We start from the raw sequence: 26,479 nt of genomic DNA, 5'->3' as shown, positions 1-26,479 counted from the left end.
CTGCAGCGAATCCCGCGCCGCCATACTCCAAAGGTCCATCTTGCTGGATCCCCCCTCCATGTACACCCGAGCCGGGTCGGACAGCCGAGCTTCTGCGAGCATCCGCGAAGCCCGCTCACGCGTCTCCGGCGAATGCTCCCTGTTCATCGCGCTCCATCCTTCCTTGAAGAACAGAACGAAGGCCAGGCCGAATCAGTTCGTGCGCACTCCGTTCGTGAACACGTCCCACAGCACGAAGATGCCAAGCCCTATGGAGAAGATGGCCGCGACAGCAACCTCGTCGGGGCGGTGCCCGGACGCGCCCAATCATCGGCGAGCGGTTCTCGGCCATCCACGGTTTCCTACACTTGCACTAGTGCTGCGACGCCTCCCGACACCATGAAAGCGCCCATTAAGGCGAAGAAAATACCCACGACGCCCATCATCCAGGGCGATTGTCGACCCGCAGAGGCGCGCGCCACACGTTCACCCAGGACAATCTTTTGCGAACGGAACACCCAATTGTTCACCCTTCTGCGAAAGATGATGATAAGCAGTCCGCTAGCGAATGCCACGGACCCGAAGATCAGATTCGGAACAATAGTCCCGTCGTCGATTACACCCATTTCACCACGCCCATCCAACGTCGAAACTGCAACCTGCGCTCGCCCCTATAGCCAACCCGCCACCAATGTACGCAGGCCCGGTTTCCTGGGCTCCGCCCTGGATATAGCCACCCACTGGTCCCACCACGGCCGTGCACGACCCTCCCATAAAGGCTCCGGGATTCGTTTCTGTCGAAGCGCCGACTGCGCCGGATATTCCCGCCTTGGGGCCCCACCCAAGGCTAAAGCTCCCAGAGAGGTCGTTGCTCAGAGACAGATTCGCACATACACCGGCACACACAGAGCCTGTGAAATCGACCGTACCATCCACAGGCGCAGTGACCTCAATTAGCGGCCGCCAAGGCGGGCCTTTCGGTCCCGGCCGAAGAACCGGTGGAGTCGCTCCCAGTTTCCCGGTGTAGAGATTGAAGAGATGCTGGTTGTACGTGTTGAAGATTCCGTGACGCTCGATCGCCGCCTGAGGGGCACCACTAAATATCTTGTCACCCCATGCTTGACGCTGATTATACAACCTGTTGCGTTCGGTGTATTCCGCTCGCTGCTCCGGCGTTGGGCTATACACGTATCTCGCTTTAGGCGTCAGCTTCTGCGCGATCGTCGCGGCCCCCTTGCCGCAGTACGGCTCGCATCCGATCGTCAACCGAAGTCCACTCGGGTCCATGTACGTCGTCGGGTTGTTACCCGAGTACGCGTAGCCCGTGTTCTGCTGAGGCAGGTTGGTGTCGATCACCGGGTCCACAGAGACGAACTTCCCCAACGCCGGGTCATACGTCCGCGCCCCCACGTTGGTCAGCGCCGTGGCCTTGGCGACCTGCTTGTTCATGTACCCGGCACCATCAGCCCATGCCTGCGCACTGTCCGCAATGGGCGCACCGAACGGGTCACGATACGACTGCACCGTCGATGACCCATTCGCCGTCGTCTGCACATCCACCGTCCCCTCCAGGTTGGTGAACAACCAGGTCAACACGCTCCCGGCCGTGCCGGTCTTCGCCGACCGCTGAGCCACCGGCTTGCCCTCCGCACCAGAGTACGTGCGGAAACCTGCCACCACACTGCTCCCCGCAGCCTGCGTCAGAGTCGTGTCCCCGAGGAACAACGTCGCGCCATCCGTCGACGAGACCCGCAACAACAGATTCCCGTCCGCATCGAACACGTTCGACTGCACCTCCGACCCGGCGACCACCTTCGACACCTTTCCCACGGTGTTGAACGTCAGCTCCTGGCCCGGGCGAGACACCTGATTGCCGGACTCGTCGTACCCGTAGGCCCCGGTGCCCTGCCCCGCCGCACCCGTGACCTGCTGCACCGCATGCGGACGCGCAGATCCGGCTGCCGGGTACTCGTACGCCCGAGTCGATACCGTGCCCATGGATGAACGAGACGTCACACTCGTACGATTGCCTGTCAGCGTGTCGTAGGCGTAGTCCAGCCATATCGGAGCCGGGCCTCCCATAGCCGCCGCGGATGGAGCAGCCGTACATGCCGTCGCGGCGTTCGGCGTCCACGCCCGAGTCAGCTGACGCAAGCCGTCGTAGGAATAGCAAGTCTTCTGCGTCTGCGCCTGCGGGTGCGTCGCCGCCACCGTCGACGAGGTGACATTGCCCACAGCATCGCGCGTGAACGTTCGATCGGCGACGTAGTGCCCCTGGTTACCGTAGACCGCATTGTCTTTGATCGACAGGACGGCTCCCGTGGCGTTGTCGTAACCGTAGGTCGAATAGCCGCTGTTCGTGCCGTCGTAGCGGTTGAACTGCGAAAGCTGTCCGATGGGAGAGAAGTCCGTTCCCGCGAGTACCAATGATGCGCCTCGCACGCTCCCCAGATGACCCCAGGCGTCGTAGCCGTAGCGGATCTGCTCCGCCGGCAACCCTCCGATCGAGGGGACGGACTTCGCCAGTGGAGTGGAATCCGGGTGCCAGTACGACGACACGGAGTACGAGGTGCCCGCGAAGGCAGGCGCGCCCGCAGGAATCGACACGGTGGTGGTGAGCGGGTTGCCCGCCAGGTCGTACGATCCGACCGTCGTCTTGTACGCAGTTCCCGGTGTGCCGGCAGTCGACCCCACAAACGACGTCGACGACGTGACCCTCCCCTTCGAAACGGAGTCGTACGACCACTCCGACAGAATCGCTCCTGGCGCATCACCGGCGTACATGGCCTTCTTGCGATTGAGCTCGTCGTATGTGGTCGTCACCGTCTTACCGCGAGCATCGGTCGTCGAAGTCATGTTTCCGACGAGATCATATGTCGCCGTCGATACGCCGGAGTCGGCATCATCCTGGGCGGTACGACGTCCGAGAAGGTCGAACGTCCACGTCCAGTCGTTGCCGGCTGGATCGGCCATCTGGGTGTTGCGTCCCGCACCGTCGTACGCGAACGTCCACGGCTGGCCTGCGCCCGTCACCGATCCGTTGAGGTACTGCACGAGCTTCTTCTTCTGTCCCAGCGAGTTGGTGAACACGCTCGTCGCCGTGCCGCCCTGTGGCGGTGTGGTGTCGACGCGATCCGCACCGGGATACGCCATGACGGTCTGGTTGCGCAGTGTGCCTGCTCCGTTCAACACGGTCTTCAGCGTGCGCCCGACGGCGTCGTAGGTCGTGATCACCTGGGAGGGGATGTTGTTCTCACTGTCAGGCGTGAAGAACGCGGTACCCGGCGAGATCGACGCGGTCCAATAGGGGTTGTCGACGAAGTACGGTCGCCCCTGATCGTCGAAGTTCGCCGTCTTGACGACAGCGCCCCCACCGACCGCCGCCGATTGCGTCTGCACCGAACGACCGAGGCCGTCGAAGAGCTCGAAGGCCGTGACATTACCCCCGCCGGTCAACGTCGTCGTCTTGATCGCGTTCGGTGCCGCCTGAGACAGCGTGTAAGCAAACGACAGGGACGGCGAGTCCGGATTGTCCGCCTTCGGCTTCAGCGGCAACCACACCTTGCTGTTACGCCCGAGGGCATCGACGGTCAGCGAAGTGAGCGCCCCGTTGGGATCGACGATCGTCGCCGGCGTTCCCGTCGTCGGCTCGAACGTCGTCGTCGTCGACCAGAGGAAGGGTGCCGGGTTCTTCTCGACCGTGCTCAGCAGCGGTTGCGCAGCCGCCGGCGTATACGCGGTGCTGCTGGTGCGCCCGAGCGCATTCGTGTTGGTGAGCGAGCGTCCCAGTGAATCGTAGGTCTGCGATCCGCCGGATGCCCAGTGCGGCTGTCCGTTGTCGTACTTGTCCACCACCTGTGTCGAAGTCGCGAGACCCCGCGTAGCTGCCGCGCCCCACGCACCACCGTCGTACGTCGTCTTCACATCGCTGACCAGATCCGCGGGGAACTGCGCCGAGCTTGCGTCAGCGCACGTCTTCGCGACCGTGCGCACCTGACTTGCGAGTCCGATCACCCATGCGGTGGTGTTCGGCGCAGCGTACGTCGTCGTCGTGCATGTGCCTGCCGCATCCGACGGGATCGTCGAAACAGTCACGGGATAGCCGTAGGTGTCGTTGAAGGTCGTCCGCGTCTCGAGCGTGCGATTGCCGCCCGTGGAGACTGGCTCGGTGACCACAGTCTTCTGCACGTTCGTCAATCGCGCCGTCCGCGTCCCGGACGTGGCCGTCACCGGCGACGCCCACGGCGTGCTGACCTCAGTGCTCACCACGGCGCCTCCGACGCCCTTGAGCGTCTGCTGGCTGTGCATCTGGCCGCCGAACCACCGGTCATCGGGAATCGACGTACCTGCGACTTGCACCGTCTTCGTTCCACCCGTGGTGGTCTCCCGGTCGCCGTTCATGCCCTGGTAGTACGTGTACTTCGTGACTTTCTGCGCCGCGACGGTAGCCGGATCACCCTCGCGCACCTCGACGGTGTCGACACCCGCGAAGACGTTCCAGGTCCGCGAGTTCGCGATCGTCAACGGCGAATCGTTGTAACGCCAACGCGGCGTGCCATAGATGTACTGGGTCTGCTGAGCCTTGGACAGCGGCCCACCGGTGACGCCGTCGACAACGATCGATTTCACTGGGTACTTGTGGAACAGATCCTGCCGACCGCCCAGCGGGATCGCCGTGTCGGGCACCCACCACTCCGGGAAGCACCATCGGATGTTGTTCGGCAGATCACCGAGAATCCCCGGCGCCTGGGCCGCCGTGCATTGCTGTCCCTGGTAGTTGACGCTGATCACACCGCCGAGACTCGTCTTGATCGAACTGAGTCGCCACTTGTCGAGCGGTGCGAGACCATCGACCACCCATACTCGGTTCTGCATCGTCGTTCCCGAGAACACCGTGGCGGGTTCGGCGATCGCCGTCTGACCAGCAGCCGTGCCCGTGCGCTGCACCTGCGTCATCCACAAAGCGGGCGAGGTCCCGTCGCCGGGGGCGGGGTATGAATGCGACAGAGCCCACTTGTCGACGTTCGAGTAGGCCGACGCGACGAGCACCTGACTCTGCACCGTCGCGAGTCGAGCGTTCGTGAAGAACGAGGGAGCGATCTGCGCCGTCGTGCATGTCGCGGCCGTGCACAAGCGGTCCCATGGCACATCCGGGTACACCGCCGGATTGGCGGGTTTCACCGCATTGTCGAGCGTCCCCGTCGTGCATTTGACGCCCGTGGCATCGCTGCACCGCCCCTTGGTGTCGTACGAGAAGAGCACTCGATAGCCGGCGGCGTTCGTGCCGTAGACGTTGTTCGACCGCAACCCGTACTCGATACGGGCGAGGGCTCCACCTCGCTGATAGGCCGTGGTGGTGGTCTTGTTCTTGAGGTACTTGTTGTTCTCCGCCGTGTAATAGAACGCCTCGGCATTGCCATGGACATCGACGACGTAGTCGAGGTTCCAACGCCACGCCTGCATGCACGAAGATGCCGCGAAGGTTGCGGCCTTGCACGGTTCGCCGACGTCATTACCGAACACCGGCACCGTCCACGTCGAGTTGGTCACAGCCTTTCCGGTGACCCATCCGGGCAGGCGATTCAGACCGAAGAAATACTGCGTGCCGTCGGTCGTGGTCATCTTCCAACAGTCGCTCGACGCCGTGCCGTTGGGCGCGCACCCCTGTGCGGTGCCCGTGAGGTATTCGAAGCGGGTGCCGTCATCGTTCGGCAGCCGCCACTTGCCCGATGAATCGTCCTTGATGAGCGAACCGGAGTGACCTCCGAATGACACGGTGGCGTTGTTGGTGCGCCAGCACAGGTCTCCCGACGTCGTCACCGCACCGCTCGCGCCGTCATCCTTTGCACAGGGAATGTAACTGCGCTCGATGAACCCGCTCGCCGACAGGTCCCACCCCTCGCCCACGGCAGAAGGCTGATTGTTCGTCGATGCCGTTGCACCGTCAACCGCTTGAGAGTTGTACGCCAGCCCCACCGACGGCGCCGGACCAGCAGATGCGCTGGGAACTCCCATGTCGTACTTCCACGTGAAGGCGCCGGTCTGCTCCGCGACATCCCACGTCGACGACGCCTTGAGGGGCGTCGCTGCGTACGAGCCGGTTCCGTTCGTCGTCGACGTCGCCGCGACCGCCATAAGCATGACGGGAGCGTCGGACACCGCGGGGGTCAGAACCGTTGACTTCTCGGCGGATGCTTGGGCCACCGGCGTGCTCTTCTTGACGTTCGGTCTGCCGTCGACGATGGGAACCTGAACCCACGTCAGACGATCCGCGTAGTTACCGCCGAACGACCCCGCGAGGAGCTCATCCGGCACACGGACGGCGATGGGCGCGGCGCCTTCACCTTCCGTCGGACGTTCCAGGGTGACGGCGAGTGCCGCGCCGAGCCGGGTCGCCTCCTCGGAGCTCAGCACTCCTGCCTCGACTGTCGCGGCCTCGACCAGCTCCTCGGCATCGGTACCCGCATCGACGTCGGCCGCGGCGACCTGCACACCCGAGTCGCCGACCTCTTGCCACTCCCCCGTCACAGTCGCCTCGGAACTGCCCTTGGCGCCCTTCGTCTCGACACCGTCCACCTCGGATGTCGGGAGCTCGATCTCCCCCGACGGCGCCTCCACCACGACCTCGGGCGCGGGCGCGGGCGCCGTCACCGATGACGCTGGCTTGCCCTTGTCACCCTTCGCACCCAATGCCCTACCTGGGATCGGGTCGTCGTAGACCGGCTTTTCGACGGTCGGGATCTTCTCTTCGGCGACGGCCGCGGTGGGCGCGATCACCATCCCCAAGACCAATGCGGCCGTGGCGATCGTGGCGACCACGCCGCGTCGCAGGTATGAAGTGCTCATCGTTCGCTCCGTCACTGGGAGAAGGGAAGGGAAAGGGCAGCCAGACGCGAGAGCTGGCGATAGTCGACCACACCGGGGACGATCACCGGATTGCCGATCAAGCCCTTGAAGCGGTTGGCATGAGGAGCGGGCGCCAGTTTGAGCGGCCCGTTCGCCGACCAGTCGCCCGATCCGACCACGTGCGCAGCCGTGCCCACCGGCCTGACGGTGGTTCCACCGATCAGGATCCGCAATTGCTGATTGCCGGAGTCCCAGATTCCGGTGACCAACTGCCAAGAGGTCGTCGACATCGCGCCGCCTGTCGCGCAGCCACTCACGGGACGGCCGTTGTCATCCGCGGCAGCCGCACCCTTGATGCAGAACGCGTAGGTCCCGGCGGATGTGGCGAGCATGCTGACGGAGCCGCGCCCGGAACCACTCTGCGAGGCGATCACCTGGTCACTCACCGGGATCGCTGTGGGCTTGACCCACATGCTCAGTGTGAAGCTCTTCGACGCGTCAACGGGGGCGGCGGAGGTGGCGAACGCATCGGCTGTGGAAGGCAGAGCCGCTCCGCTGAGAACCGGAACCTCGAACGGCGGGTCGACCGCACTCGTCTGGTCTGTCGGAGTGTTCGCCGGGACCAGGAGATTGATCCCGCCCGCGCCGATCAACGGGTTCGAATCGGCGATGGTCGTCGGCAGCGGCGACGTCAGATCCGAGATCAGCCAGGCATGGCCGGCGTCGAGGTTCGCTGAAGCCGCGGGATCGCCATTCGGATTGTAGAGCGGAAGCCCCACGGCGTCCGCCTGATTTCCTGCGCGGTCGTATGCCGACACCCAGAGGGTCGAGTATGCATCGACCGGGGCCACCGTCAGCTGGGCGGACCCGCCTGTTCCCGCACACGCCAAGCGCACGTTGGCCAGAACCACCCCGTTGCACGCAGGCAATGCGGCCGCGGCGTTGACGGTGCCGCCAGCGGGAATCGTCGGCGCCGGATCAACAATCGCTGCGGGAGCCACCCAATAGACGTATCCGGCGACGTCGTCGTCGCTGTCAACCGCGATGGACAGAGGCTGCCCGACGGTGAAAGACCCGGCGGTGCTTGAAACATCGGGCAATGACGGCTTCGTCACGTCGACCGTGAAGTAGCACCAGCCACTGTAGGCGGCGCTGACCGCGATGTCGTCTGCACCTCGCGCGCGCCATGCATATGTCTCTCCATCCGCCAACCCGTCGAACTGGACAGAACGAACTCCTTGCGCGCGCAACCCGGAACCCCTCGACTGGAACACGATGTCCAACGAAGATGCCTTCGACAAGTAGAAGCTGGTCTTTACGTTGCCTGCATCCGGATCCGTCTGGTGAGCCGAGACCGTCACGTCGGTCGCAGCCACCTGCGCGGGCAGCGCGGCCGTCCCGCAAACTCGCGAGGGCGACGTGATGGCAAGCGCGGTCGGAGTGTTCGGCTTCGAGTTGTAGGTGACGATCAGCGTCGCGTCGCGACTGAAATGGCGACGAGAGGGAGCGTTGGGATCCGTGTAGGTGAACGCGAACTGGATGTTGCTCGCTCCCACCTTGGCCTTTACTCCGGAAGTCACATTCCAGCCGACCGCGAGGGGCGCCGCACCGCAACCTGGGCCTGTCCATGCGTTCTGCAGCAACCCGCTCCACCCGCCCGTTCCGGCGGCGTTCCAGGCTTGCTCCTGAGCCCACGTGAACCCGGCCGTCTTCAGACCATAGGTGTGCACCCCGATCGGCCGAACGCCGCAGGCAGCGACTGCTACCATCGTGGTGTTCAACCGACCGGCGATGATGTCCTTGCCCTTCAACGCAGTGATCGGAAACTGGAAGAACATGTCGGAGCGAAAGTCGCCGTAGATCCCGACACGAAGCACGTCCGATGCACCGGCGCTCAGATATGACTGGTTCGGATAGGCGGCATCGGTGTACCAGGACGCGGCTTCCCCAGAGCTCCAGTCGGGGTCGATGTAGATGGGGTAGTCCAGGTCAGCGGACGCAGGAAGGTCATCCAGCGCGCGCTCGACAGATTCGCCGACGTCCATCGAGACTCCGGCATCGGAGAAGTCATGCTCGACCGGCATGATCGGTGCGGTTTCTCCCGGTTCCCGGAAGTCCCCTCCATCGGATGAGTCCCACCACAGGGGCTGACCGGCGACGAGGGTCGCACCGGAATCGGTTTCGGCGACAGCTGAGCCCGAAACATTCGTGTCCAGCGTCGCGCCCTCGACGTTCACGCGGAGGTCTGCGAGCTGGGAGGATCCCGCAGCGTCCTCGTTCTTCACCACGAAGATCGAGGCCTTGCCCGTGCGAGTTGCGACCAGTTTGAGGTCGACCCCAGGCATCACTTCGGCGTAGGTCGCGGTATCCCCCTGGACGACCGGCGCGGGGAGGTTACCATGCGGCCAGACTTCAGTGATCCACTCTCCGGAGTCAGCACGGATCTGGCTCAGCGTGTCGCCGCCGCCCATCGAGAACCGCACAGGTACGGCACTGGCGGTGGGCGCGTACCAATCACCGTCCCTCACCAGATCCATGTCGGGATCGACCCACGCGCCGCCTTGCTCAACTCGGACCGGCACACTCGAGATCTCCATTTCGGCTGTGCCGTTCGGCAGAGCCGTGACGAGCTCGGTCGGCGTGGTCAGCTGTTCCACGATGACTGGCTCGCCCGTCGCGACAGCGATCTCCTGCGCAGCGGCGACTGCCGCATCGTCTGCCGGGTCGGTGCTCGAGGCACCCTGGGTCACGGCGGAATGAGAAGCGATCGCACCTGACTGCCCGATCGCGGCACTGGTCGGCGCGAGGCCGCTCGCAATCAGCATCGAACCGAGTAGAACGCCGACAATTGTGCGCACGCGCATGAATACCCCCTAGTACCTGCGCGTACGCGCACCTCCGGTTCCGCACGGTGAGGTGCTCGAACGATGATCAACCTAGCGGACTCAGGGAATTGATAGGAAGTACCAATCTCACTCTCAGGTGCAGAGAGTCGTGACGTGTTGACCGTGCTCGAGTTCGAGCGGGGCGACAAGGTCGTGGCCAGCTGCGGCAGCAACCGTAAACACACAACGGCCCCACCCCCGGATTCCGAGGGTGAGGCCGTTCGAGAGACGCCGGTCAGTCGACGGCGGTTCCGAACGCGGTCACCGAGGCCGTCAGCGCGTCGGCGACCGCCTGCGCGTCGATGTCGAAGAGCACGTCGACGTTCGGCACTCCCTGCCACCGGTCGATCATCTGCACGACCGTCTGACCGCGGGTATGCGTGCCGTTCAGCTCCACGTCCACGCGCAGCCGCCGCACGGTGAACCACTCGGGGTTGAGCGCATAGGCGACACAGGGAACGTCGTTGAGGTGCATGCCCTCGGTCTTCCACTCCGGCATGTCGTCGCGGTCGTCCTGGCGATCGGGGTAGCCGATCATCTCGCAGAGCGCCACACCCATCGGCGAGCGCGACTCCCAGAGGGTGCGGATGTGATCGGGCGAGAGCGAGAAGCTGCGGGACACATCCAGACCGACCTGCGTGAGCGGAGCACCGGACTGGATGACGATCTCGGCGGCCTCGGGGTCGTTGTAGATGTTCGCGCTCGCGACCGGGGTCACGTTGCCCCAGGTGAGGGCCGCCCCACCCATGTAGATGATGCGGCGCACCGAGCGCGCGAACTCCGGCTCCAGCTTGATCGCCAGCGCGACGTTCGTCAGCGGAGCGAGCGCCATGATGGTCACCTCGCCCGGCGCCGCCATGACCGTCTCGATCATCCGACGCACGGCATCGGATTCGACGTCGGCATCGGGATCCGGGTCCGGGTACTCCCAGTAGCCCACACCGCCGGGACGGTGGATGTGCTCCGCGAAGTTCGGCTCACCGACCAGCGGCCGACTCGCACCCTTCCAGATGGGCAGATCGGGACGACCGGCGAGCGCCGCGATCTTGCGGGCGTTCGCCGTGGCGGTGTCGACATCGACGTTGCCGAATACCGTGGTCAGCGCCTCGATGTGGAAGGCGTCCGAGGCGAGCGCCCAGAACAGCGCTCCGGCATCGTCGATCCCGGGGTCGGTGTCAATGATCAGTCGTTCCATATCCATGCTTTCTGTCATGTCCTAGCGGCTCACAGGCCGTTCGGACGCTTCACTGAGCCCCTCCGCGACCACCGGCTCCGCCCGTGCGACACGGGCGGAGCGCATGTAGACGAACAGGTACCAGCAGTTGATCGCGATCAGGGTGATGTTGAGCGCGACCATGGGCGCGCTGCCGAGCATCAGGTTGTAGGCCATGAGCATCGCCGATGCTCCGAGGTTCAGCCACCGGAGGCGCGAGATCGTCGGCTGGAGGATCGAGATGATCAGGAGAGCACTGCCGGCCCAGCCGACGATCTCACGCCAGGTATGCATCAGGCGGTCACTTGCCCACGAAGAGGCCGTTGCGGCTCTTGGCGAGGAGGTAGAGCACGACGCTGATCGCACACAGGGTGGCGATGTAGATCGGGAAGACCCACATCATCCCCTGGCTCTGCAGCCACAGCAGCAGGTACGAGGCCGTGCCGCCGAAGATGGCCACGCCGAGACCGTATCCGAGCCCGAGGCCGGTGCCGCGGATGTGCTGCGGCAGGAGCGAGTTGGACACGACGACGAAGATGGTCATGTTGAGCAGCAGCACGATGGCGCCACCGAACATCACTCCGGCGAGCGTTCCGACCCCGGGCTGCGAGTACAGCAGTGCCAGGAAGATGGTCGGGATCGCCAGCAGGCGGGCGACGACGAACCACCGAGACATCGGGAACCGGTCGAGGATGCGGCTCAGACCGTAGGCGCCGAGCGTCAGGAAGATGCCCATGCCGGTCGTGATGGCGAACACCGCGGTGGGGTCCTCTCCGAACGTGCCGTTGGCGAGGTTCGGCAGACCGGCGATCCAGGTGTAGTTGTACGCCTGGATGGCGCCCACGATGAACACCGTGGCGAGCACGCTCAGCCAGTACTTGCGCACATCGCGCCACACGGAGTTGTTCTTCGTGGGGATCGCGCCGACCGTGCGGATGGCTGCGGTGTCGAGCGTTTCCGGCAGCGTGCGGCGCAGCCACAGGACGATGAGACCGAACGCTCCGCCCACGAGGAACGGGATGCGCCAGCCGTAGGCCGCCAGGGCTTCCGGTCCCAGCAGCAGGCTGATGAAGAAGATCGACAGCGGTGCGAGCAGGTTGCCCAGGTTGTTGAAGAAGGCGAAGAAACCGGCGACATAACCCGGACGGTTGGGCACCAGTTCGAGGGCGTATGCCGTTCCGAGCGGCGCCTCGACACCGGCGGAGAGGCCCTGGAGGAGGCGTGCGGCGACGACGATGATCGGCGCGAGAACGCCGATGGTCTGGAAGTCGGGGAGGATGCCGATGATGAAGCTGCCCAGGGCGACGGCGCCGACGGCGAAGATCATGATCTTCCGGCGCCCGTACCGGTCGGCGACGAAGCCGAAGACGACACCGCCGAGGGGGCGGGCGACGAAGCCGACCGCGAAGACCGCGAGCGCGTTCAGGGTCGAGGCGAGCGGGCTGTCGGAGGGGAAGAACGCCGCACCGAGGTAGACCGACAGGAGCCCGAAGATCGCCCAGTCGTACCACTCGAGCGCGTGGCCCCAGCTCAGCGCCCGGAGGTTGCGGCGCTCTGTCTTGCTGGCCTTGCTCGTCAGCTGCTGCGGCGCCGTGGCTGCCACTACTTCTTCAGTGCTCATGGAGCTCCTTTGCTCTGCCCTCGAGGGGGAGGTGATCGACCCGTTGACGACTATAGTATAGCAGGATCGCCCTTCGCGACAGAAAGAGTGCATCGTGACTTCACCGCTGAACGACACCGACCGCCGCCTCGTCGAGGCCGCCTCCGAACTGCTCATCCGCACGCACGACGCCGACCTGCACCGCGTTGCAGCCGCCGCCCGCGGAGCGTCCGGACAGATCTATCTCGGTCTCAGCCTGCGCTCCCCGCGAGTGAGCGTCTGCGCCGAGAGCACGGCCCTTGCGAACGCCAGGATCGGCGGCGAGCAGGACATCGAGGCCATGGTCGCGGTGGGGCTGCGGGAAGACGGAACCACGGTCATCCTCAACCCCTGCGGCGTGTGCCGTGAGCTCGTGCCCGCCGTCGCCCCGGGTATCCGCACACTCGCAGACGACGGCGGCCACCCGGTGTGGGTGACCGCCGCCGATCTGCTGCCGATGCCGTGGGTGCGCGCGCGCTCCTACGACTGAGTCGCCGCGCGGCTCAGCGCCAGGGAAGCGGGCGCCGCAGCACCTCGCCGATCCGCTCGAGCACGCCGTCGAAGTCCATGTCGAAGACGACACGCTGGATCGGCCGCGTCTCGTCCTTCACCGGGTGCACCCCGGCGAGGTAGCGGTCGCCGGTCTCCTGGTCGAGGAATGTCTCGAGCGGACGCATGACCGCACCGGTGACGAGCTCGGGGAACAACAGGCTCGCCACCGCCATGCTGTCGTTGATGCCCATGACCCGGCGTCCTTCCGGCTGCGGGTACGAGCGCGAGTAGAAGCCGGCATAGTCCCGACTGATCGCGGTGATCAGCTGTGCGGGGGCGAAGCCGGTCGAGGAGGCGATGTCGAGGAAGAAGTCCTCGGGCACGAGTGCCTGACGCGTGACATACGGTCCGCACCAGGTCACGTCGCCCTCGTGGGCTGCCACGATGCGCGCCGCGTCGATGTCGAACGACACGTTGGGGTCGCGCGAGACCCGGAACCGGCGATCCTCCCACGGCGCGGTGTCGTGATAGAGCGCCGGCCCGAGCGTCCCCACGATGGTGGTCGAGCGGAGTCGCTGCAGCAGGTCGGGCCGCGTCTCGAGAGCGGCGGCGAGGTTGGTCTGCGGGCCGAGCGCGAGGTAGTCGATCTCGCCCTCATGCCGATCGACCAGGTCGAGCACGACGTCGATGCCGACCGGCTCGGGATCCACGGGCTGCGCCGGACGAAGCCCGGTGTTGCCGAAGCCGTCCTCGCCGTGGATGCCGGGGTTCATCCGCAGCTCCTGGATGAGCGGCACGTCCGCGCCGCGGTATACGGGCACATCCGTGCGTCCGCAGGTGTCCAGCACGTAGCGGGCGTTGTCAGCCGCGCGCTCGCCGGTGGTGTTCCCGAAGACGCTGACGACGGCCAGGATCTCGACCTCGGGATCGGCGGCCAGCAGCATCAGCGCCAGCGCGTCATCCACGCCGGTGTCGGTGTCGACGATGACTTTTCTCATGAGTGCTCTCCAGGTAGGGGGTCAGGGACGCGACAGCCCGAACGCGGCGAACGCGTCCTGCGTCGACTTCTCGGTCAGGAGGGTGACGAAGCGCGCAGCGTCATCCCCGGCTCCGGGGCGCGCGCCGATCGCGAACCGTCCATAGGACTGCAGTTCGTGCGGGATCGGTTCGACGATCTGCGGGCCGACGACGGAACGTAGCTCGCTGACCTGCTGGACCGCGACATCCGCCCGGCCGTCGAGCAGCGCTTCCACGGTGAGCCCCGACTCGCAGCGAACGGCCCGCTCGTCGATGCGCTCGAGAAGACCGCGCTCCCGAAGCACCTTCATGAAGTGCACTCCACTCGCCCCGCTCAGCGTGTACGCGACCGCACGGGCCGCGAGCAGATAGTCGAGGAAGGCCGCCGCCGAATCGTCGGCCGGCACGGGCGCGCCCTCGAGCCGCGCGAAGCCCACGGACGAGACCGCGATCTCGGCGACCTGGGCCGGGTCCACCAGCCCCTGTTCCGCGAGGTCGGTCACCGACGACGAGACCCCGAGCACCAGGTCGGGGCGCTCCCCCGCGGCGATGCGGTCGAGCAGCACGTTCGTGGGCTCGAACGTCGCGTCGACGCGGACACCCGTGGCGCTCTCGAACGCCGGGATGATCTGCTCGACGAGGGGCTTCTTCACGACGAGGCCGCTGTACAGGGTGATCATGAGGGAGACCTTTCGGAGGGCGCCGCGAACGCGTGCAGCTGCGCAGGGGTGAGCGGGGCGGTGGCCAGGCCGCGGGTGACGAAGAACAGCTGCGCGGTGTGCTCGAGTTCTTCCAGGGCGTCGACCGCCGAATCCAGGTCGGCGCCGGCGACCACGGGTCCGTGGTTGCGCAGCAGCAGAGCGTGGGTGACGCGCGCCGCCTCTTCCACGGCGTTGGTCGCGGCAGGATCGCCCGGAGCGAAGTAGGGAAGCATCCGCAGCGCTCCCACGCGCATGCCGTAGTAGGCGGTGAGGGGCGGGATCGGAGCATCCGCGTCGATGTCGGCCAGGCACGACACGGCGGCCGCGTAGACCGAATGGGTGTGCACGACCGCGTTCAGGTCAGGACGCACCCGCAGCATCGCGACGTGCAGGAACGCCTCCTTCGTCGGCTTCGGACCCTCGATGTGCGTGCCGTCGAGAGCGACCACCGACAGCTGGTCCGCCTCGATGTCGGCGAGGCTGACACCCGTCGGGGTGAGCAGGACGCGATCGCCGTCCCGCACCGCGAGGTTGCCGGTGCGGCCGTGGGTGAGGCCACGGCGATGGATGGAGTGCGCGACGCGTTCGATCGCGCGGCGGGCGGCGGTGCTCATGCGGCGACCCCCTGCCGAGCGACATCCACGAACAGCTCCTCGTCACCGAAGTTCCCGGACTTGAGGATCAGGTGCACGTCGCGCCGCTCGTCGTGGATCCACGGCGCACCCGGCGCGACCTCCTCCCCCACGACCGCGACGGTGGTGCCGAGCGCGCGGGTGACCTCGCCCGAGGTCTCGCCACCGGCGATGAGCATGCGCTTCACCCCGCGATCCGACAGCTGGGCGGCGATGAGACCCGCCGTCCGCTCATACAGTTCGCCGGCACCCGGCACGTCGTCGCGACGCTCCGAGGCGGGACTGGAGGAGTAGAGGAGAGCGGCGGCATCGTCGGGCTGGCGGTCCCACCACTCCACGGCGCGTGCGGCGAGCTGCTCGGCGGTGTCGCCGGGTTCGGCCGTGATGCGGAAGGCGGGGCTTCCGGAGGAGACGAAGCGGTCGATCTGCTCGAGGGTGCGTCGGGAGCAGCTGCCCGCGATGATCGCGGTGCGCCCCGGAGGCGGCACCGGGGCTGCGGTGCCGCTCGCCGTCTCCCGCAGCGCGATCGCTCCGACGAGTCCGGCGGATCCGGCGACGAGCGCGTCGCCATCGACGGCCTCCGAGAGCGCCGCGAGGTCGGCATCGGTGACGGCGTCCGCCACCACCTGGAGGGCGCCCTCCGCGCGGGTCCGGCGCAGTGCCTCGCGCACCGCCTCGGCGCCCTGCTGCACCACATCCAGAGACAGCGCCGCGACCGGTTCCGCGCTCTGCGCCGCGAGCAGCCGCAGCACCGACGAGTCGCGCATGGGCGTCACGGGGTGATCGCGCATGTGGGTCTCCGCGAGCAGCGTGTCGCCGACGAAGAGGTGCCCGCGGTACACGGTGCGCCCGTGCAGCGGCGCGGCAGGAGTCGTCACGACCAGGTCGACACCGAGCTCGCGGGCGACCGCCTCGGTGACCGGCCCGATGTTCCCCTCGGCGGTGGAGTCGAAGGTCGAGCAGTACTTGACGTAGATGCGGTCGGCTCCGCGCTGTCGCAGCACCGCGAGCGCGGCGAGGCTCCGCGCGACGGCCTCTGCGGCGGGAAGGGAGCGCGTCTTCAGGCCGATGACGATGGCGTCGGCCGAGACCGCGGTGTCGTCGATGTCGGTACCGAGCGCGAGGAGGGTGCGCAGCCCCGCGCGCCGCAGTGCCGCGGCGACATCCGTGGCCCCGGTCACGTCGTCGGCGATGACGCCGATCATCGAGGACCCTCCTGGAGTGCCGCGGTCAGCCGTCGAGCAGCAGCGGCGGGGCCGTCCAGCACCGTGACGCCGAAGCGGTCCGCAAGAGGCGCAGCGGCGGCGGCGAGCGAGTACTGGGCGAGCACGATCAGGTCGTAGGGCTCGTCGACACCGTCGATCGCGGTGGCGAGGGCATCGACCAGGTCCGGCGCAGCCAGCGGCACCGCCGCGGCCGGGACCACGAGCGGGCGCACCTGCGCCGACGATCCGCTCTGGACGAAGGCGTCCGTCAGCCGCGCCGTGCTGTCGCTCGCGGACGACTCGAGCGACGCGACCAGCAGCACCCGCGCGGGGGCGGCCGCGACGGCCTCGGCGAACAGCGGGCCGTCTGCCGACAGCACGGTGACGCCGTCGGCCTCGCGATCACGCCGGTCGGCGCGGATCCCGAACTGCGAGCAGGTGAGCAGCACGCCATCCGCTCCGCCCGCCAGAGCGAGCTCGATGAGGCTGTCCATGCGCGCGGCCAGCGGCGCGGTGATGCCGCCCTCGACATGCGCGTCGGCGAGCAGACGGTCGTCGAGCAGGTTCCACACGGTCGCCGTGGGAAGGGCAGCGGCGATGGCCGTCGCGGCCGGGGCGATCGCCAGCGGGGTGGCGCTGATGAGCGCGATCTTCGGGTCGGTCATCGGATGGTCCTCTCGATCCAGGAGAGCCCGTCACGGGTGCCCGCGACGGGGGCGTACTCGCAGCCGATCCACCCGGGATAGCCGCTCTGCGCGATCCGGGCGAGCACGCGCTCGTAGGCGATCTCGCCCGTGCCGGGTTCGCCGCGGCCGGGGTTGTCGGCGATCTGCACGTGCGCGACCACGGGACGCAGCTGCTCGAACCGTTCGATGAGGTTCCCGCGGTCGACCTGCGCGTGATAGACGTCGAACAGGACGCCGACGACCTCGGGGTCGACCTCCTGCGCGACCGCCGCCGCGGTCTCCATCGAGGCCAGGCCGTAGCCGGGCTGATCGCGCTTGTTGATCGCCTCCAGCGCCAGGCGCACACCCGTCCCGCGCGCCTGCTCGGCGGCCCAGGAGATGTTCGACACGTACGTCGCGAACGCGGCGTCCGCGTCGGCATCCGCCGGCTTGATGCCGGCCATCGCGTGCACGACGCCGGCGCCCAGGACGTCCGCGTACTCCAGCGCACGCAGCACGCCTTCGCGGAACTCCTGCTCCGCTCCGGGCACGTACGCCGCGCCCGAGGCGGTGGGCGAGCCCGATGCACCGGCGGGGGTGTTGATGAGGATCTGCGTCAGGCCCGCATCGTCCAGCAGACGCCGCACCTCGGCCGGCGCGAGGTCGTACGGCGACGCGAACTCCACCGCCGCGAACCCGGCCTCGGCCGCCGCGTCGAACCGCTCGACGAACGGCACCTCGGTGAACATCCACTTCAGGTTGGCCGCGAGGCGTACCGGCCCCGACGTGGTCTCGACGATCATGCCGACACCGCGTCGTAGTCGGGGTTGACCACGTATTCCGGAGCAGCGCCGCGGAGCGCGGCGATCACGTTGCGGGCCGCCATCCGGCCGGATTCGCCGCGTGCCTCGCGGGTCGCGCCGGCGACGTGCGTCGTGGCGAGGATGCCGGGGGTGTGCAGGAGCGGGCTCGACGCGCTCAGGGGCTCGTCCGCGAAGACGTCGAGCGCGGCGGCACCGATGCGCCCCTCTCGCACAGCCTCCACCAGCGCGTCCTCGTCGACGATCCCCCCGCGGGCGGTGTTGATGAGCACCGCATCGCTCTTCATCAGCGCCAACCGGGAGGCGTCGATGAGGTTCCGCGTGGATTCGTCGAGGAAGAGGTGCAGCGTCACGAAGTCGGCCTCGCGCAGCAGGTCGTCCAGATCGAGACGACGGATGCCGTGGGCCGCGGCGAAGTCCTCGTCGAAGTAGGGGTCGTACGCGACGATGTGCATTCCGAACCCCGCGGCGATCGTCGCGACAGCCTTGCCGATCGAGCCCAGCCCGAGGATCCCGAGGGTCGCCCCCTGCAGCTCCCGCCCGGTGAGCTGCTGCCACGTGCCCGCGGCCAGGTTGCTCACGTTCTCGGGGATGCGGCGAGCGCAGGCCAGCGCCAGGGCGAAGACGTGCTCGGCCACGGCCTGTCGGTTCGCGCCGGGGGTGACGCACACGGGCACCTGGCGCGCGGTCGCGGCGTTCACATCGACGCTGTCGTACCCGACGCCGGTGCGTACGATGATCTGCAGCGCGGATGCGAGCGCGAACTCTTCCTCACCCAGCGGCCGCGTGCCGGCGATGATGGCGCGGGCTCCGGCGAGCGCGCCGGCCCGGTCTTCGGCGTCGAGCGTAGCCAGTTCGGGTTCGTGCCGCGTCGTGAGGCCGGCCTCGCGCAGCATCCGATCGACCTCGTCGCCGGGCTCGAGGAATGCGGTGGTGATCAGCACGTCGTGGGAATCGGTCTTCGTCACCAGATCCCTCCTTCGTAGTCGGGGGCGGCGAATGCGCCGCCGTGCAAGGTGGGTGCGGGGGCGCTGAAGTCCACCGCGTCGGTGTGGTCGGCCGCGTCGTCGCGGGGCACGTAGCCGATGGCCGCCCAGCCCGCGTCGCCGTTCCACCAGCGTTCGGTGTTGGCCGAGCAGCCGTAGACGACCTGGCAGCCCACGGGAGCGCTCTCGATCGCGCAGCGGAAGAGTTCGATGCCGTCGCGCCAGCTGAGCCAGAGGCCGAGCTGGCGCCTGTCCTCGGGCGCCGGGCGGAAGGTGCCGATGCGCACGAGCACCGACTCGACGCCCCACTTGTCGTGGTACAGGCTGGCGAGGGCTTCGCCGAACGCCTTCGACACCCCGTAGAAGGTGTCCGGGCGCAGCGGCGCGCTCTCGTCCAGGACCTCGCTCGCGGGGTGGAAGCCGACGACGTGGTTCGAGCTGGCGTAGACGACGCGACGCACACCGGCCCGTCGCGCCGCTTCGTAGACGTGGTAGGTCCCGTCGATGTTGACCGTGCGGATGCTGTCATACGGGGCCTCATCGGCGATGCCGCCGAGGTGCACGATGACGTCGACGCCTTCCGCAGCCGCGGTGAGGGCATCGAGGTCGCCGAGGTCGCCGATCACGACCTGCTCCCCGGGGAACAGCGGCTCGTCGGCGTCGGAGCGCGCGAACAGCACGACGCGGTCGTAGCGGGAGGCGAGTCCTTCGCGGATCACCCGGCCCATCCGTCCGGTCCCGCCGGTGTACAGCACTGTCGTCATCGTCATCCTCTCCTTCGACACCGGCGCTCAGCCGATGCTGCGGTCCTCTTCGCCCGTCGAGGCGTCGGAGAAGAACCCGATCTCCGCCCGCTGCGGGCGCCGACGACGGGCGGTGCGTCCGTCCCAGTGCAGCTCCACATCGTGTCCGGGAACGAGCGCGGCCCCGGTGTCGGTCAGCAGCGAGCGCATCGCGTCGATCGTCGCGGCACTGGCCTCGGCGTCCAGCGTGGAATCGACCCGCCCCGAGGCGAGCTCGTACACGTTCTTCACCGCGTCGCCCGCGAACACGCGCTTCTCCTCCGCACGGTCGAGGTAGAACGCGAGGTGGTGCGGGGTGTGCCCGGCGCTGTCGATCGCGTGGATGCCCGGAAGCACCTCCTGCCCTGCGGCCATGCGCTCGACACGGTCGGTGCGACGGAGGAGCTCCTGCACGTGCAGGTCGGGGATGAACGGCGTACCGGCGGGCTGATCCGCCGCCCAGCGCAGCTCCTTCTCACCGACCCAGGTGGTCGCGTGGGCGAACATGGGGAAGTTCGAGACGTGATCCCAGTGCATGTGGGTCAGCAGCACGTCGGTCACATCGTCCGTCGTCAATCCGAGGCGCTCGAGGCCCGCGTGGATGAGGGGGATGTACGCGGGCTGGCCGGCGTCGATGAGCACCCGGCGCACGCCGTCGTCGAGGAGCCACAGACTGCTCCAGCCGAAGGCCCCGTGCGAGCTCGATTTCCCGGGGAAGCCCTCCACGAGTGGACGCGCGACGTAGCCCGACGATCCCGCTGATCCGGTCGTCGGCGTCGACATGGGTCCCTCGTTCTGCGCCATCACAAAAAATAGTATAGCGCAGAAACGGGGGAGCTGACAGGCCGATCAGCCCTCGAGAAGCCTCTCGGTCGCTCCCACGATGTGGTGGCGCATCGCCTCGGCCGCGCCGTCCGCGTCGCCGGCCTTGATCGCCTCGTAGACCGCATCGTGTTCCGGCGCCGCGCTGACGGCCCCCGTGCGTCCGAACTTCGAGAACAGTCGGAACCGCTGGATCTGTCCACCGAGTGCGGCGTACGACAGCTCGAGGAAGGCGTTGCCGGACTGCGCCGCGATCATCATGTGGAAGCGGGCGTCGCTGCGCCAGTAGAGGTCGAAGCCCTCGGTCTCGGTGTCCGCGACCTCGGCCGAGCGGCGGAAGTCCTCGACCGCCTCACGCAGCCCCTCCAGGAACTCGGGCGTCGTGCGCAGAGCGGCCTCGTACGCGAGACGGGGCTCCAGCAGAACGCGGGCCTCCCCCAACTGCTCCACCTCTTCGCGCGTCATGACCGGGGCCACCTGGTAGCCGCGCAACGCCTCGCGCTGGACGAGCCCGGTGTGCTCCAGGCGCGCGAGCGCCTCACGCAGGGGGGTCTGGCTGACGTCCAGTTCGCGCGACAGGGCGCCGATGTTCAGGCTCTGTCCCGCCGCCCGCTCTCCCGACATGAACTGATGCAGCAGCACCTCGTACATTCGGTCGGCGATGGGCTGCTTCGTCGATCGCCCGGCCACATCTTCTCCCCTCGAAGTCCTTCCGTCGAAGACTACCGGTCGACTCCACGGCGCCTGCACGGACGCGCGGCCGCCGCGGCGACCGACCCCCTCCCGCATGAGGTTGCATCCGAACTTCGCACGGAGAGGTTGACAAAATCGAGATATATCGTGTTACGCTGGCCGCACACGATATATCGTGACCCTACACACAGGAGAAGCACATGACCGAGAAGTGGCTCATCGCCCCGGGCGAGGAACGCGTCATCGACATCGAGTCCGTCACCCGCCTCAAGGTGGGCCTCGTCGGCGGACAGGTGGACATCATCGCCCACGACGAACCGGGCATTCGCATCGAGGTGCACGGCGTCACCACCAAGGACCTCCGCATCGAGTCCCACGACGGCGAGGTCGAGATCGACCACCCGCAGCTGGGCTGGGACAACTTCCTCGAGGTGTTCCGCAACTTCGGCTCCGGCGGCCCCCGTGCCGAGGTGAGTGTCGCGGTCCCCCGCGCGATCGCCCTGAACCTCGGCGTCGTCAGCGCCGGCGCCCTCGTCTCGGGCCTCCGCAACGACGCCCGCCTCAACACCGTCTCCGGCGACATCATCGTCGACACCCTGATCGGCGACCTCACCGTCAACTCGGTCTCGGGCGACGTGCAGGTGCGCGGCCTCACCGGCTCGATCAGCGCGAACAGCGTCTCGGGCGACGTGGCCGTCACGGGTGCGATCCGCAAGGCGACCGTCGACATCGTCTCGGGTTCGACGCTCGTGGATGCCGCGGGAGACGTGAACACCATCAACATCAACTCCGTCTCGGGCGGCACCACCGTGCGCCTCGACGAGTCGCTGGCCGCGAACTACGTCGTCCGCACACTGAGCGGACGGCTGCTGATCGACGGCGTCGAGCGCAGCTCGACCGGCCCCAGCAACTACACGGGCACGAAGGGCGAGCTCTCGGGACGATTCGTCGACCTGCGCGCGAACTCCGTCTCCGGCGGCGTCACCGTCCTCCGCCGCACGCCGGCCTCGATCACGGAAGACGAGGAGTGGGAAGCATGAGCCCCGCCGTCTTCTCCCACGGCGACCTGCGCCTGTATCTGCTGTCGCTCCTCGCCGAGGCGCCACAGCACGGCTACGGCATCATCCAGTCGCTGACCGACCGCACCGGCGGCACGTACACGCCCAGCGCCGGCACCATCTATCCCCGCCTCGCGAAGCTCGAGGAGGAGGGACTGGTCACGAAGACCGTCGACGGCCGCACCACGATCTACGCGATCACCGAGGCCGGGCGGGCCGAACTCGCGTCGCGCGAGGGCGACCTCGCCGGCATCGAGGCAGGACTCACCGATTCGGTGCGGCTGATCGCGAGCGAGGTGCGCCAGAGCGTCCAGGACGCGATGAAGAGCCTCCGCGCCGATCTCGCCGCCGCCGAGAAGGGCGAGCGCACGGCGGCCAAGAGCCGCCCCCGCACGGCGACCGACGACTCCCGGCTCGTCAGCCGAGAAGAGATGCACCGGGCGGATGCCGTCATCAATGCCTTCCGTGCACGGGTCCGCACCGACCTGCGCACGCACCTCGCGAAGGGTGGCACGCTGTCTCCTTCGGTCGTCACCGAGCTGGAGGATGCCCTCGACAACGCGGCCCGCGGAGTCACGGTCTCGCTGAGCAGCTCCGGATCCTGAACATGCAGAGGGCCCCGTCGGCGCACAGCCGACGGGGCCCTCTGCTGTGCCGCGTCCTCTAGGACTCCGGCCAGATCTCCTTCTGCTCGTCCGGCACCGACTCGCCGAGCGGCACGACCAGGATCGAGCGGTGCTGCCGGTGTGCGAGTCGCGCCGCGACCGAGCCCGTGAAGAACTCGCGGATCGACTCGCCGATACCGCGCTTGCGGGTGCCGACGACGATGAGCTGCGCATCGAGCTTGTTGGCGAGCTGCTTGATCGCCAACGCCGGGTCACCGACGAGCTGACGCGCCGTCCACGTGATGTCCGTCCCCGCCAGCAGCTTCGCGGCAGCGGCCTCGACCGCTTCGAACTCCGCGGCGCCCGCGTCGAAGTTGATGTCGATCGGTGCCGAGTGCACGTAGCCGTCCGGGTCCTCATAGGTGACGAATCGAGTGACGTCCACGTGCGCCACGACCAGCGGCACACCGAACAGTCGCGCATACCGAACCGCTTCGCGGATCACATGCGGATCCTGGTTCAGCTGCATGCCGACGATGACGGCTTTCTGCAGCGCCGCGTTCTGTGCGGCCTCATCGGACGGAGTGGAGGTGTTGTCGGTCATGAAGATCGTTCCCTTCACCAGTCTGGCCTCGGCCAGAGCGTCTTTCCCGCGTGCTATTCTGAATGCTACTCTTACCGGCTTCTCGCCGGTGTCGTGAATGCCTCGGGCCTCACCGCCCGCAGCTTAACTCGTGAGGGGGTCTCGCGCATGGGCCGTGGCCGTCAGAAGGCGAAACACACCAAGATCGCCCGCGAACTCAAGGCGTACAGTCCGTCGGTGAACTACTCCGCGCTCGAGCGCGAGCTGGCTCACCCGACCGACGAAGACGCCTACGTCGACAAGTGGGCCGATGAGTATGAAGACGAAGACGAGGACGAGCTAGAGAAGGCCTGACCGCCCGATCTACTCCGAAACACCCGCACCACGTGCGGGTGTTTCGTCGTGTCTGGATGAGGATCCCCGTAGAGACGCCGGATCCTCGTCCGTCATGAGCGGGCGTCGGCAGCTGAGAGGATCTCCTCATGGCCCGCGTCGTCGCACTGTACCGCTACCCGATCAAAGGGCTCACTCCCGAGCGTCGCGATGCGTTGACCGTGCAGCCGGACGGCAGGGTCACCGGCGACCGCGTCCTGGCGTTCCGCTTCGCGGACGCCACGGAGCCCGAGGATCGAGACGGCCTCGACTACTGGCCCAAGTCCCATGGACTCTCACTGCAGGACTTCCCCGCACTCGCCGCGTTGCGCACGAGCTATTTCGACGAGACGCGGCGAATCCGCATCGAGCACGGCGACGGCGTTCTGGTGGAGGCGGCGCTCGATGATGACGGGCGCAGCGAGCTGGCGGAAGCCGTCACGGACTTCGTCCTCGGCACCCCCGAAGGTCGACGCCTCCGACGACCGGGCCGCCTTCCGCTCGTGCTCGTCGGGGACGGCGAGACCTCGCGGTTCCAGGATCGCCCCCGCGGCTACGTGTCGGTGCACGGCCGGAGCAGCGTCCATGCACTGGGCGACGCCCTCGGGATGCGCATCGATGACCGGCGATTCCGCTCCAACGTCGTGATCGACGACGTCGGCCCCTGGAGCGAACTCGACTGGAGCGGAGAGGTGCGCATCGGAGACCTGCGCTTCCAGACGGCCGGCCCCATCGTGCGCTGTCTCGCGACCCACGCGAACCCCGACACCGGCGTGCGCGACGCCAAGGTGCTCACCACGCTCACGGGAGCACTCGCGCAACAGGAACCGACCCTCGGACGACTCCTGCTTCCCGGCTGGGAGCGTTCGGACGACGGCGTCGGGCAGGGTGGCGGCGTGATCCGCATCGACGACGAGGTCCACGCGCACTGACCCTCGTGGACATCCGCATACAGGAATGTCAGCGCTCCCTTAGACCGACTCCATTTCGGCTCAGTCGTGATCAGCCCAGGCTTGTGAGCGCAAACATTTTCTGATTTGATGTGCATGTGATCGATGACGCCTCGGCGTCAGGCCCCCGCCCAGGGCGATCCGCAGAACATGACCTCAAAGAGGAGAACAGCATGGCAATCACCCCTCGCTTCACCCGCACAGCCGCGATCGTCGCGGTCGGCGCGGTGTCGGCCTTCGGCCTCGCAGCCTGCTCGACCGGCGATTCCGGCGACAGCGGCGCCGGCGGCGAGCCCGTCACGATCGAGTACCTGCACCGTCTCCCCGACGGCGAGGGCATGACCCCCACGTCCGAGATCGTCGACCGGTGGAACGCCGACCACCCCGACATCCAGGTGAAGGCCACGAAGTTCGACGGCAAGTCCAGCGACATGATCCTCAAGCTCGAGACCGACGTGAAGGCCGGCAACGGACCCTGCCTCGCCCAGACCGGCTACTCGGAGGTGCCGCAGCTGTTCGTCAAGGGACTGCTGCAGGACGTCGCGGACGAGGCCAAGAAGTACGAGGACGACTTCTCCGCCGGAGCCTTCAGTGGCATGAAGGTCGGCGACGCCATCGTCGGCCTCCCGCAGGACACCGGACCCCTCGTGTACTTCTACAACGAGACCGAGTTCACGGCACTGGGCCTCGACGCGCCGAAGACGCTCGACGACCTCACGACCGACTCCGCCACGGCAGCGGCCGCCGGCAAGTACGTCACCGCCTTCACGCCCGATGAGGCGCAGAACTGGCTCTCCGCCCAGTCGGCAGCGGCCGGCGACACCTGGTTCGGCACCGCCGGCGACGAGTGGAAGGTCGACGCCGAGGGCGCCGGCTCCGAGCGCGTGGCCGCGTTCTGGCAGGGGCTGCTCGACGGCAAGCAGACTCTCGCCACCGAGCGCTGGGGCGAAGGCTTCACCGCTGCGCTCAACGACGGCAGCCTCATCGGCCACGTCGGAGCGGCGTGGGAGGCCGGATTCCTCCTCGACTCGCTCGACGGCACACCGGCCGAGGGCCAGTGGCGCGTCGCCCAGCTCCCGGACTTCGGCGCCGGTGCCCTGAGCGGTCCCGACGGCGGCTCCGGAGTCTCGGTGATGAAGGGCTGCGAGCACCCCGCCGAGGCCATGGAGTTCAACGACTGGTTCAACACTCAGGTCGACGACCTCGCGTCGCAGGGCCTCGTCGTCGCCGCCAAGGGCGACGTGGAGACCCCCGAGAAGATGCTGCGCCAGTTCGGCGGTCAGGATGTGCTCGCCGAGCTCGGCACGGCGACCGAGAACCTGAACCCGGACTTCCCGTACGCACCGGGCTTCTCGACGCTGTCGAAGATGAACGAGACCGCCGCGGCGGCCGTCGCCGGCACGGCATCGGTCGCCGACATCTTCACCACGGCCCAGGAGACGGCCGTCGCCTCGCTGGAGGACCTCGGCCTTCCGGTCGCGAAGTGATCGCACGAGAAGGCATCATCGGATGATCGACGGCGGAGTGCACGCG

At 67.4% G+C, this 26,479-nt stretch carries 22 protein-coding genes; 6 read left to right on the top strand and 16 right to left on the bottom strand.

Features of this window, described 5'->3' with window-relative positions; all coding sequences use genetic code 11:
- Positions 1–606 precede the first annotated feature (606 nt).
- From CQ034_RS09025 to CQ034_RS09005, 5 genes are all read right to left on the bottom strand, one after another.
- Positions 607–6,825, bottom strand: a complete 6,219-nt coding sequence (locus CQ034_RS09025; protein ID WP_105710769.1) for an RHS repeat domain-containing protein — start codon at positions 6,823–6,825, stop codon at positions 607–609.
- 11 nt (positions 6,826–6,836) lie between these two features.
- Positions 6,837–9,689 carry a LamG-like jellyroll fold domain-containing protein gene (locus CQ034_RS09020; RefSeq protein WP_105710768.1) on the bottom strand — a complete coding sequence of 951 codons (2,853 nt, stop codon included), beginning with the start codon at positions 9,687–9,689 and terminating at the stop codon, positions 6,837–6,839.
- Between the two features lie 256 nt (positions 9,690–9,945).
- Positions 9,946–10,905, bottom strand: coding sequence for a nucleoside hydrolase (locus CQ034_RS09015; protein WP_167381572.1), 960 nt, complete (start codon positions 10,903–10,905; stop codon positions 9,946–9,948).
- A 21-nt stretch (positions 10,906–10,926) separates the two neighbouring features.
- Positions 10,927–11,217 (bottom strand): hypothetical protein, encoded by a 291-nt coding sequence (locus CQ034_RS09010; protein ID WP_105710767.1) that lies wholly within the window; start codon positions 11,215–11,217, stop codon positions 10,927–10,929.
- Positions 11,218–11,224: 7 nt separating this feature from the next.
- Positions 11,225–12,544: an MFS transporter gene (locus CQ034_RS09005; RefSeq protein WP_105710766.1), complete on the bottom strand. Its 1,320-nt coding sequence runs from the start codon at positions 12,542–12,544 to the stop codon at positions 11,225–11,227.
- A gap of 94 nt (positions 12,545–12,638) precedes the next feature.
- On the opposite strand from CQ034_RS09005, the gene CQ034_RS09000 reads away from it, so the two are divergent.
- Positions 12,639–13,052, top strand: coding sequence for a hypothetical protein (locus CQ034_RS09000; protein ID WP_105710765.1), 414 nt, complete (start codon positions 12,639–12,641; stop codon positions 13,050–13,052).
- Positions 13,053–13,065: 13 nt separating this feature from the next.
- On the opposite strand, the gene CQ034_RS08995 is transcribed toward CQ034_RS09000, so the two are convergent.
- The 10 genes from CQ034_RS08995 to CQ034_RS08950 are packed head-to-tail and all read right to left on the bottom strand — an operon-like array spanning position 13,066 to position 21,375.
- Positions 13,066–14,052: a nucleoside hydrolase gene (locus CQ034_RS08995; RefSeq protein ID WP_105710764.1), complete on the bottom strand. Its 987-nt coding sequence runs from the start codon at positions 14,050–14,052 to the stop codon at positions 13,066–13,068.
- A 21-nt stretch (positions 14,053–14,073) separates the two neighbouring features.
- Positions 14,074–14,751 carry a substrate-binding domain-containing protein gene (locus CQ034_RS08990; protein WP_105710763.1) on the bottom strand — a complete coding sequence of 226 codons (678 nt, stop codon included), beginning with the start codon at positions 14,749–14,751 and terminating at the stop codon, positions 14,074–14,076.
- Complete coding sequence (locus tag CQ034_RS08985; RefSeq protein ID WP_105710762.1) at positions 14,748–15,386, bottom strand: class II aldolase/adducin family protein; 639 nt, start codon at positions 15,384–15,386, stop codon at positions 14,748–14,750. The genes CQ034_RS08990 and CQ034_RS08985 overlap by 4 nt, the downstream gene beginning before the upstream one ends.
- Positions 15,383–16,609 (bottom strand): 3-oxo-tetronate kinase, encoded by a 1,227-nt coding sequence (gene otnK, locus CQ034_RS08980; RefSeq protein WP_105710761.1) that lies wholly within the window; start codon positions 16,607–16,609, stop codon positions 15,383–15,385. The genes CQ034_RS08985 and otnK overlap by 4 nt, the downstream gene beginning before the upstream one ends.
- Complete coding sequence (locus tag CQ034_RS08975; RefSeq protein ID WP_105710760.1) at positions 16,606–17,274, bottom strand: hypothetical protein; 669 nt, start codon at positions 17,272–17,274, stop codon at positions 16,606–16,608. Before CQ034_RS08975 ends, otnK begins: the two co-directional genes overlap by 4 nt.
- The gene (locus tag CQ034_RS08970) at positions 17,271–18,077 is read right to left on the bottom strand and encodes a hydroxypyruvate isomerase family protein (protein WP_105710759.1); all 807 of its coding nucleotides are present in this window, start codon (positions 18,075–18,077) and stop codon (positions 17,271–17,273) included. The genes CQ034_RS08975 and CQ034_RS08970 overlap by 4 nt, the downstream gene beginning before the upstream one ends.
- A complete protein-coding gene (locus CQ034_RS08965) occupies positions 18,074–19,063 on the bottom strand; it encodes a phosphoglycerate dehydrogenase (RefSeq protein ID WP_105710758.1) in 990 nt (329 codons plus the stop codon). The genes CQ034_RS08970 and CQ034_RS08965 overlap by 4 nt, the downstream gene beginning before the upstream one ends.
- Positions 19,060–19,845: an NAD(P)-dependent oxidoreductase gene (locus CQ034_RS08960; RefSeq protein WP_029263710.1), complete on the bottom strand. Its 786-nt coding sequence runs from the start codon at positions 19,843–19,845 to the stop codon at positions 19,060–19,062. Before CQ034_RS08960 ends, CQ034_RS08965 begins: the two co-directional genes overlap by 4 nt.
- 27 nt (positions 19,846–19,872) lie before the next feature.
- A complete protein-coding gene (locus CQ034_RS08955; RefSeq protein WP_258134153.1) occupies positions 19,873–20,667 on the bottom strand; it encodes an MBL fold metallo-hydrolase in 795 nt (264 codons plus the stop codon).
- 45 nt (positions 20,668–20,712) lie between these two features.
- On the bottom strand, positions 20,713–21,375 hold the full coding sequence (locus tag CQ034_RS08950) for a GntR family transcriptional regulator (protein WP_029273917.1): 663 nt from the start codon (positions 21,373–21,375) through the stop codon (positions 20,713–20,715).
- A 203-nt stretch (positions 21,376–21,578) separates the two neighbouring features.
- Between CQ034_RS08950 and CQ034_RS08945 the strand changes: the two genes are divergently transcribed.
- A complete protein-coding gene (locus CQ034_RS08945) occupies positions 21,579–22,418 on the top strand; it encodes a DUF4097 family beta strand repeat-containing protein (protein ID WP_029263713.1) in 840 nt (279 codons plus the stop codon).
- The gene (locus CQ034_RS08940) at positions 22,415–23,041 is read left to right on the top strand and encodes a PadR family transcriptional regulator (RefSeq protein WP_029263714.1); all 627 of its coding nucleotides are present in this window, start codon (positions 22,415–22,417) and stop codon (positions 23,039–23,041) included. The genes CQ034_RS08945 and CQ034_RS08940 overlap by 4 nt, the downstream gene beginning before the upstream one ends.
- A 58-nt stretch (positions 23,042–23,099) precedes the next feature.
- Here the strand turns inward: CQ034_RS08940 and CQ034_RS08935 are convergent, their stop codons facing one another.
- Positions 23,100–23,645, bottom strand: coding sequence for a universal stress protein (locus CQ034_RS08935; protein WP_105710826.1), 546 nt, complete (start codon positions 23,643–23,645; stop codon positions 23,100–23,102).
- Between the two features lie 147 nt (positions 23,646–23,792).
- Between CQ034_RS08935 and CQ034_RS08930 the strand changes: the two genes are divergently transcribed.
- From CQ034_RS08930 to CQ034_RS08920, 3 genes are all read left to right on the top strand, one after another.
- Entirely contained in the window at positions 23,793–23,978 is a 186-nt protein-coding gene (locus CQ034_RS08930) for a DUF3073 domain-containing protein (protein ID WP_029263716.1), read from the top strand.
- Positions 23,979–24,106: 128 nt separating this feature from the next.
- Complete coding sequence (locus CQ034_RS08925) at positions 24,107–24,928, top strand: MOSC domain-containing protein (RefSeq protein WP_105710756.1); 822 nt, start codon at positions 24,107–24,109, stop codon at positions 24,926–24,928.
- 191 nt (positions 24,929–25,119) lie between these two features.
- On the top strand, positions 25,120–26,433 hold the full coding sequence (locus tag CQ034_RS08920; protein WP_105710755.1) for an ABC transporter substrate-binding protein: 1,314 nt from the start codon (positions 25,120–25,122) through the stop codon (positions 26,431–26,433).
- Positions 26,434–26,479 lie beyond the last annotated feature (46 nt).

This window comes from Microbacterium sp. MYb45 (assembly GCF_002979655.1).
GTDB lineage: Bacteria > Actinomycetota > Actinomycetes > Actinomycetales > Microbacteriaceae > Microbacterium.
The sequence above is the reverse complement of the archived record's forward strand: the minus strand, read 5'-3'. Positions and strand labels throughout refer to the sequence as shown.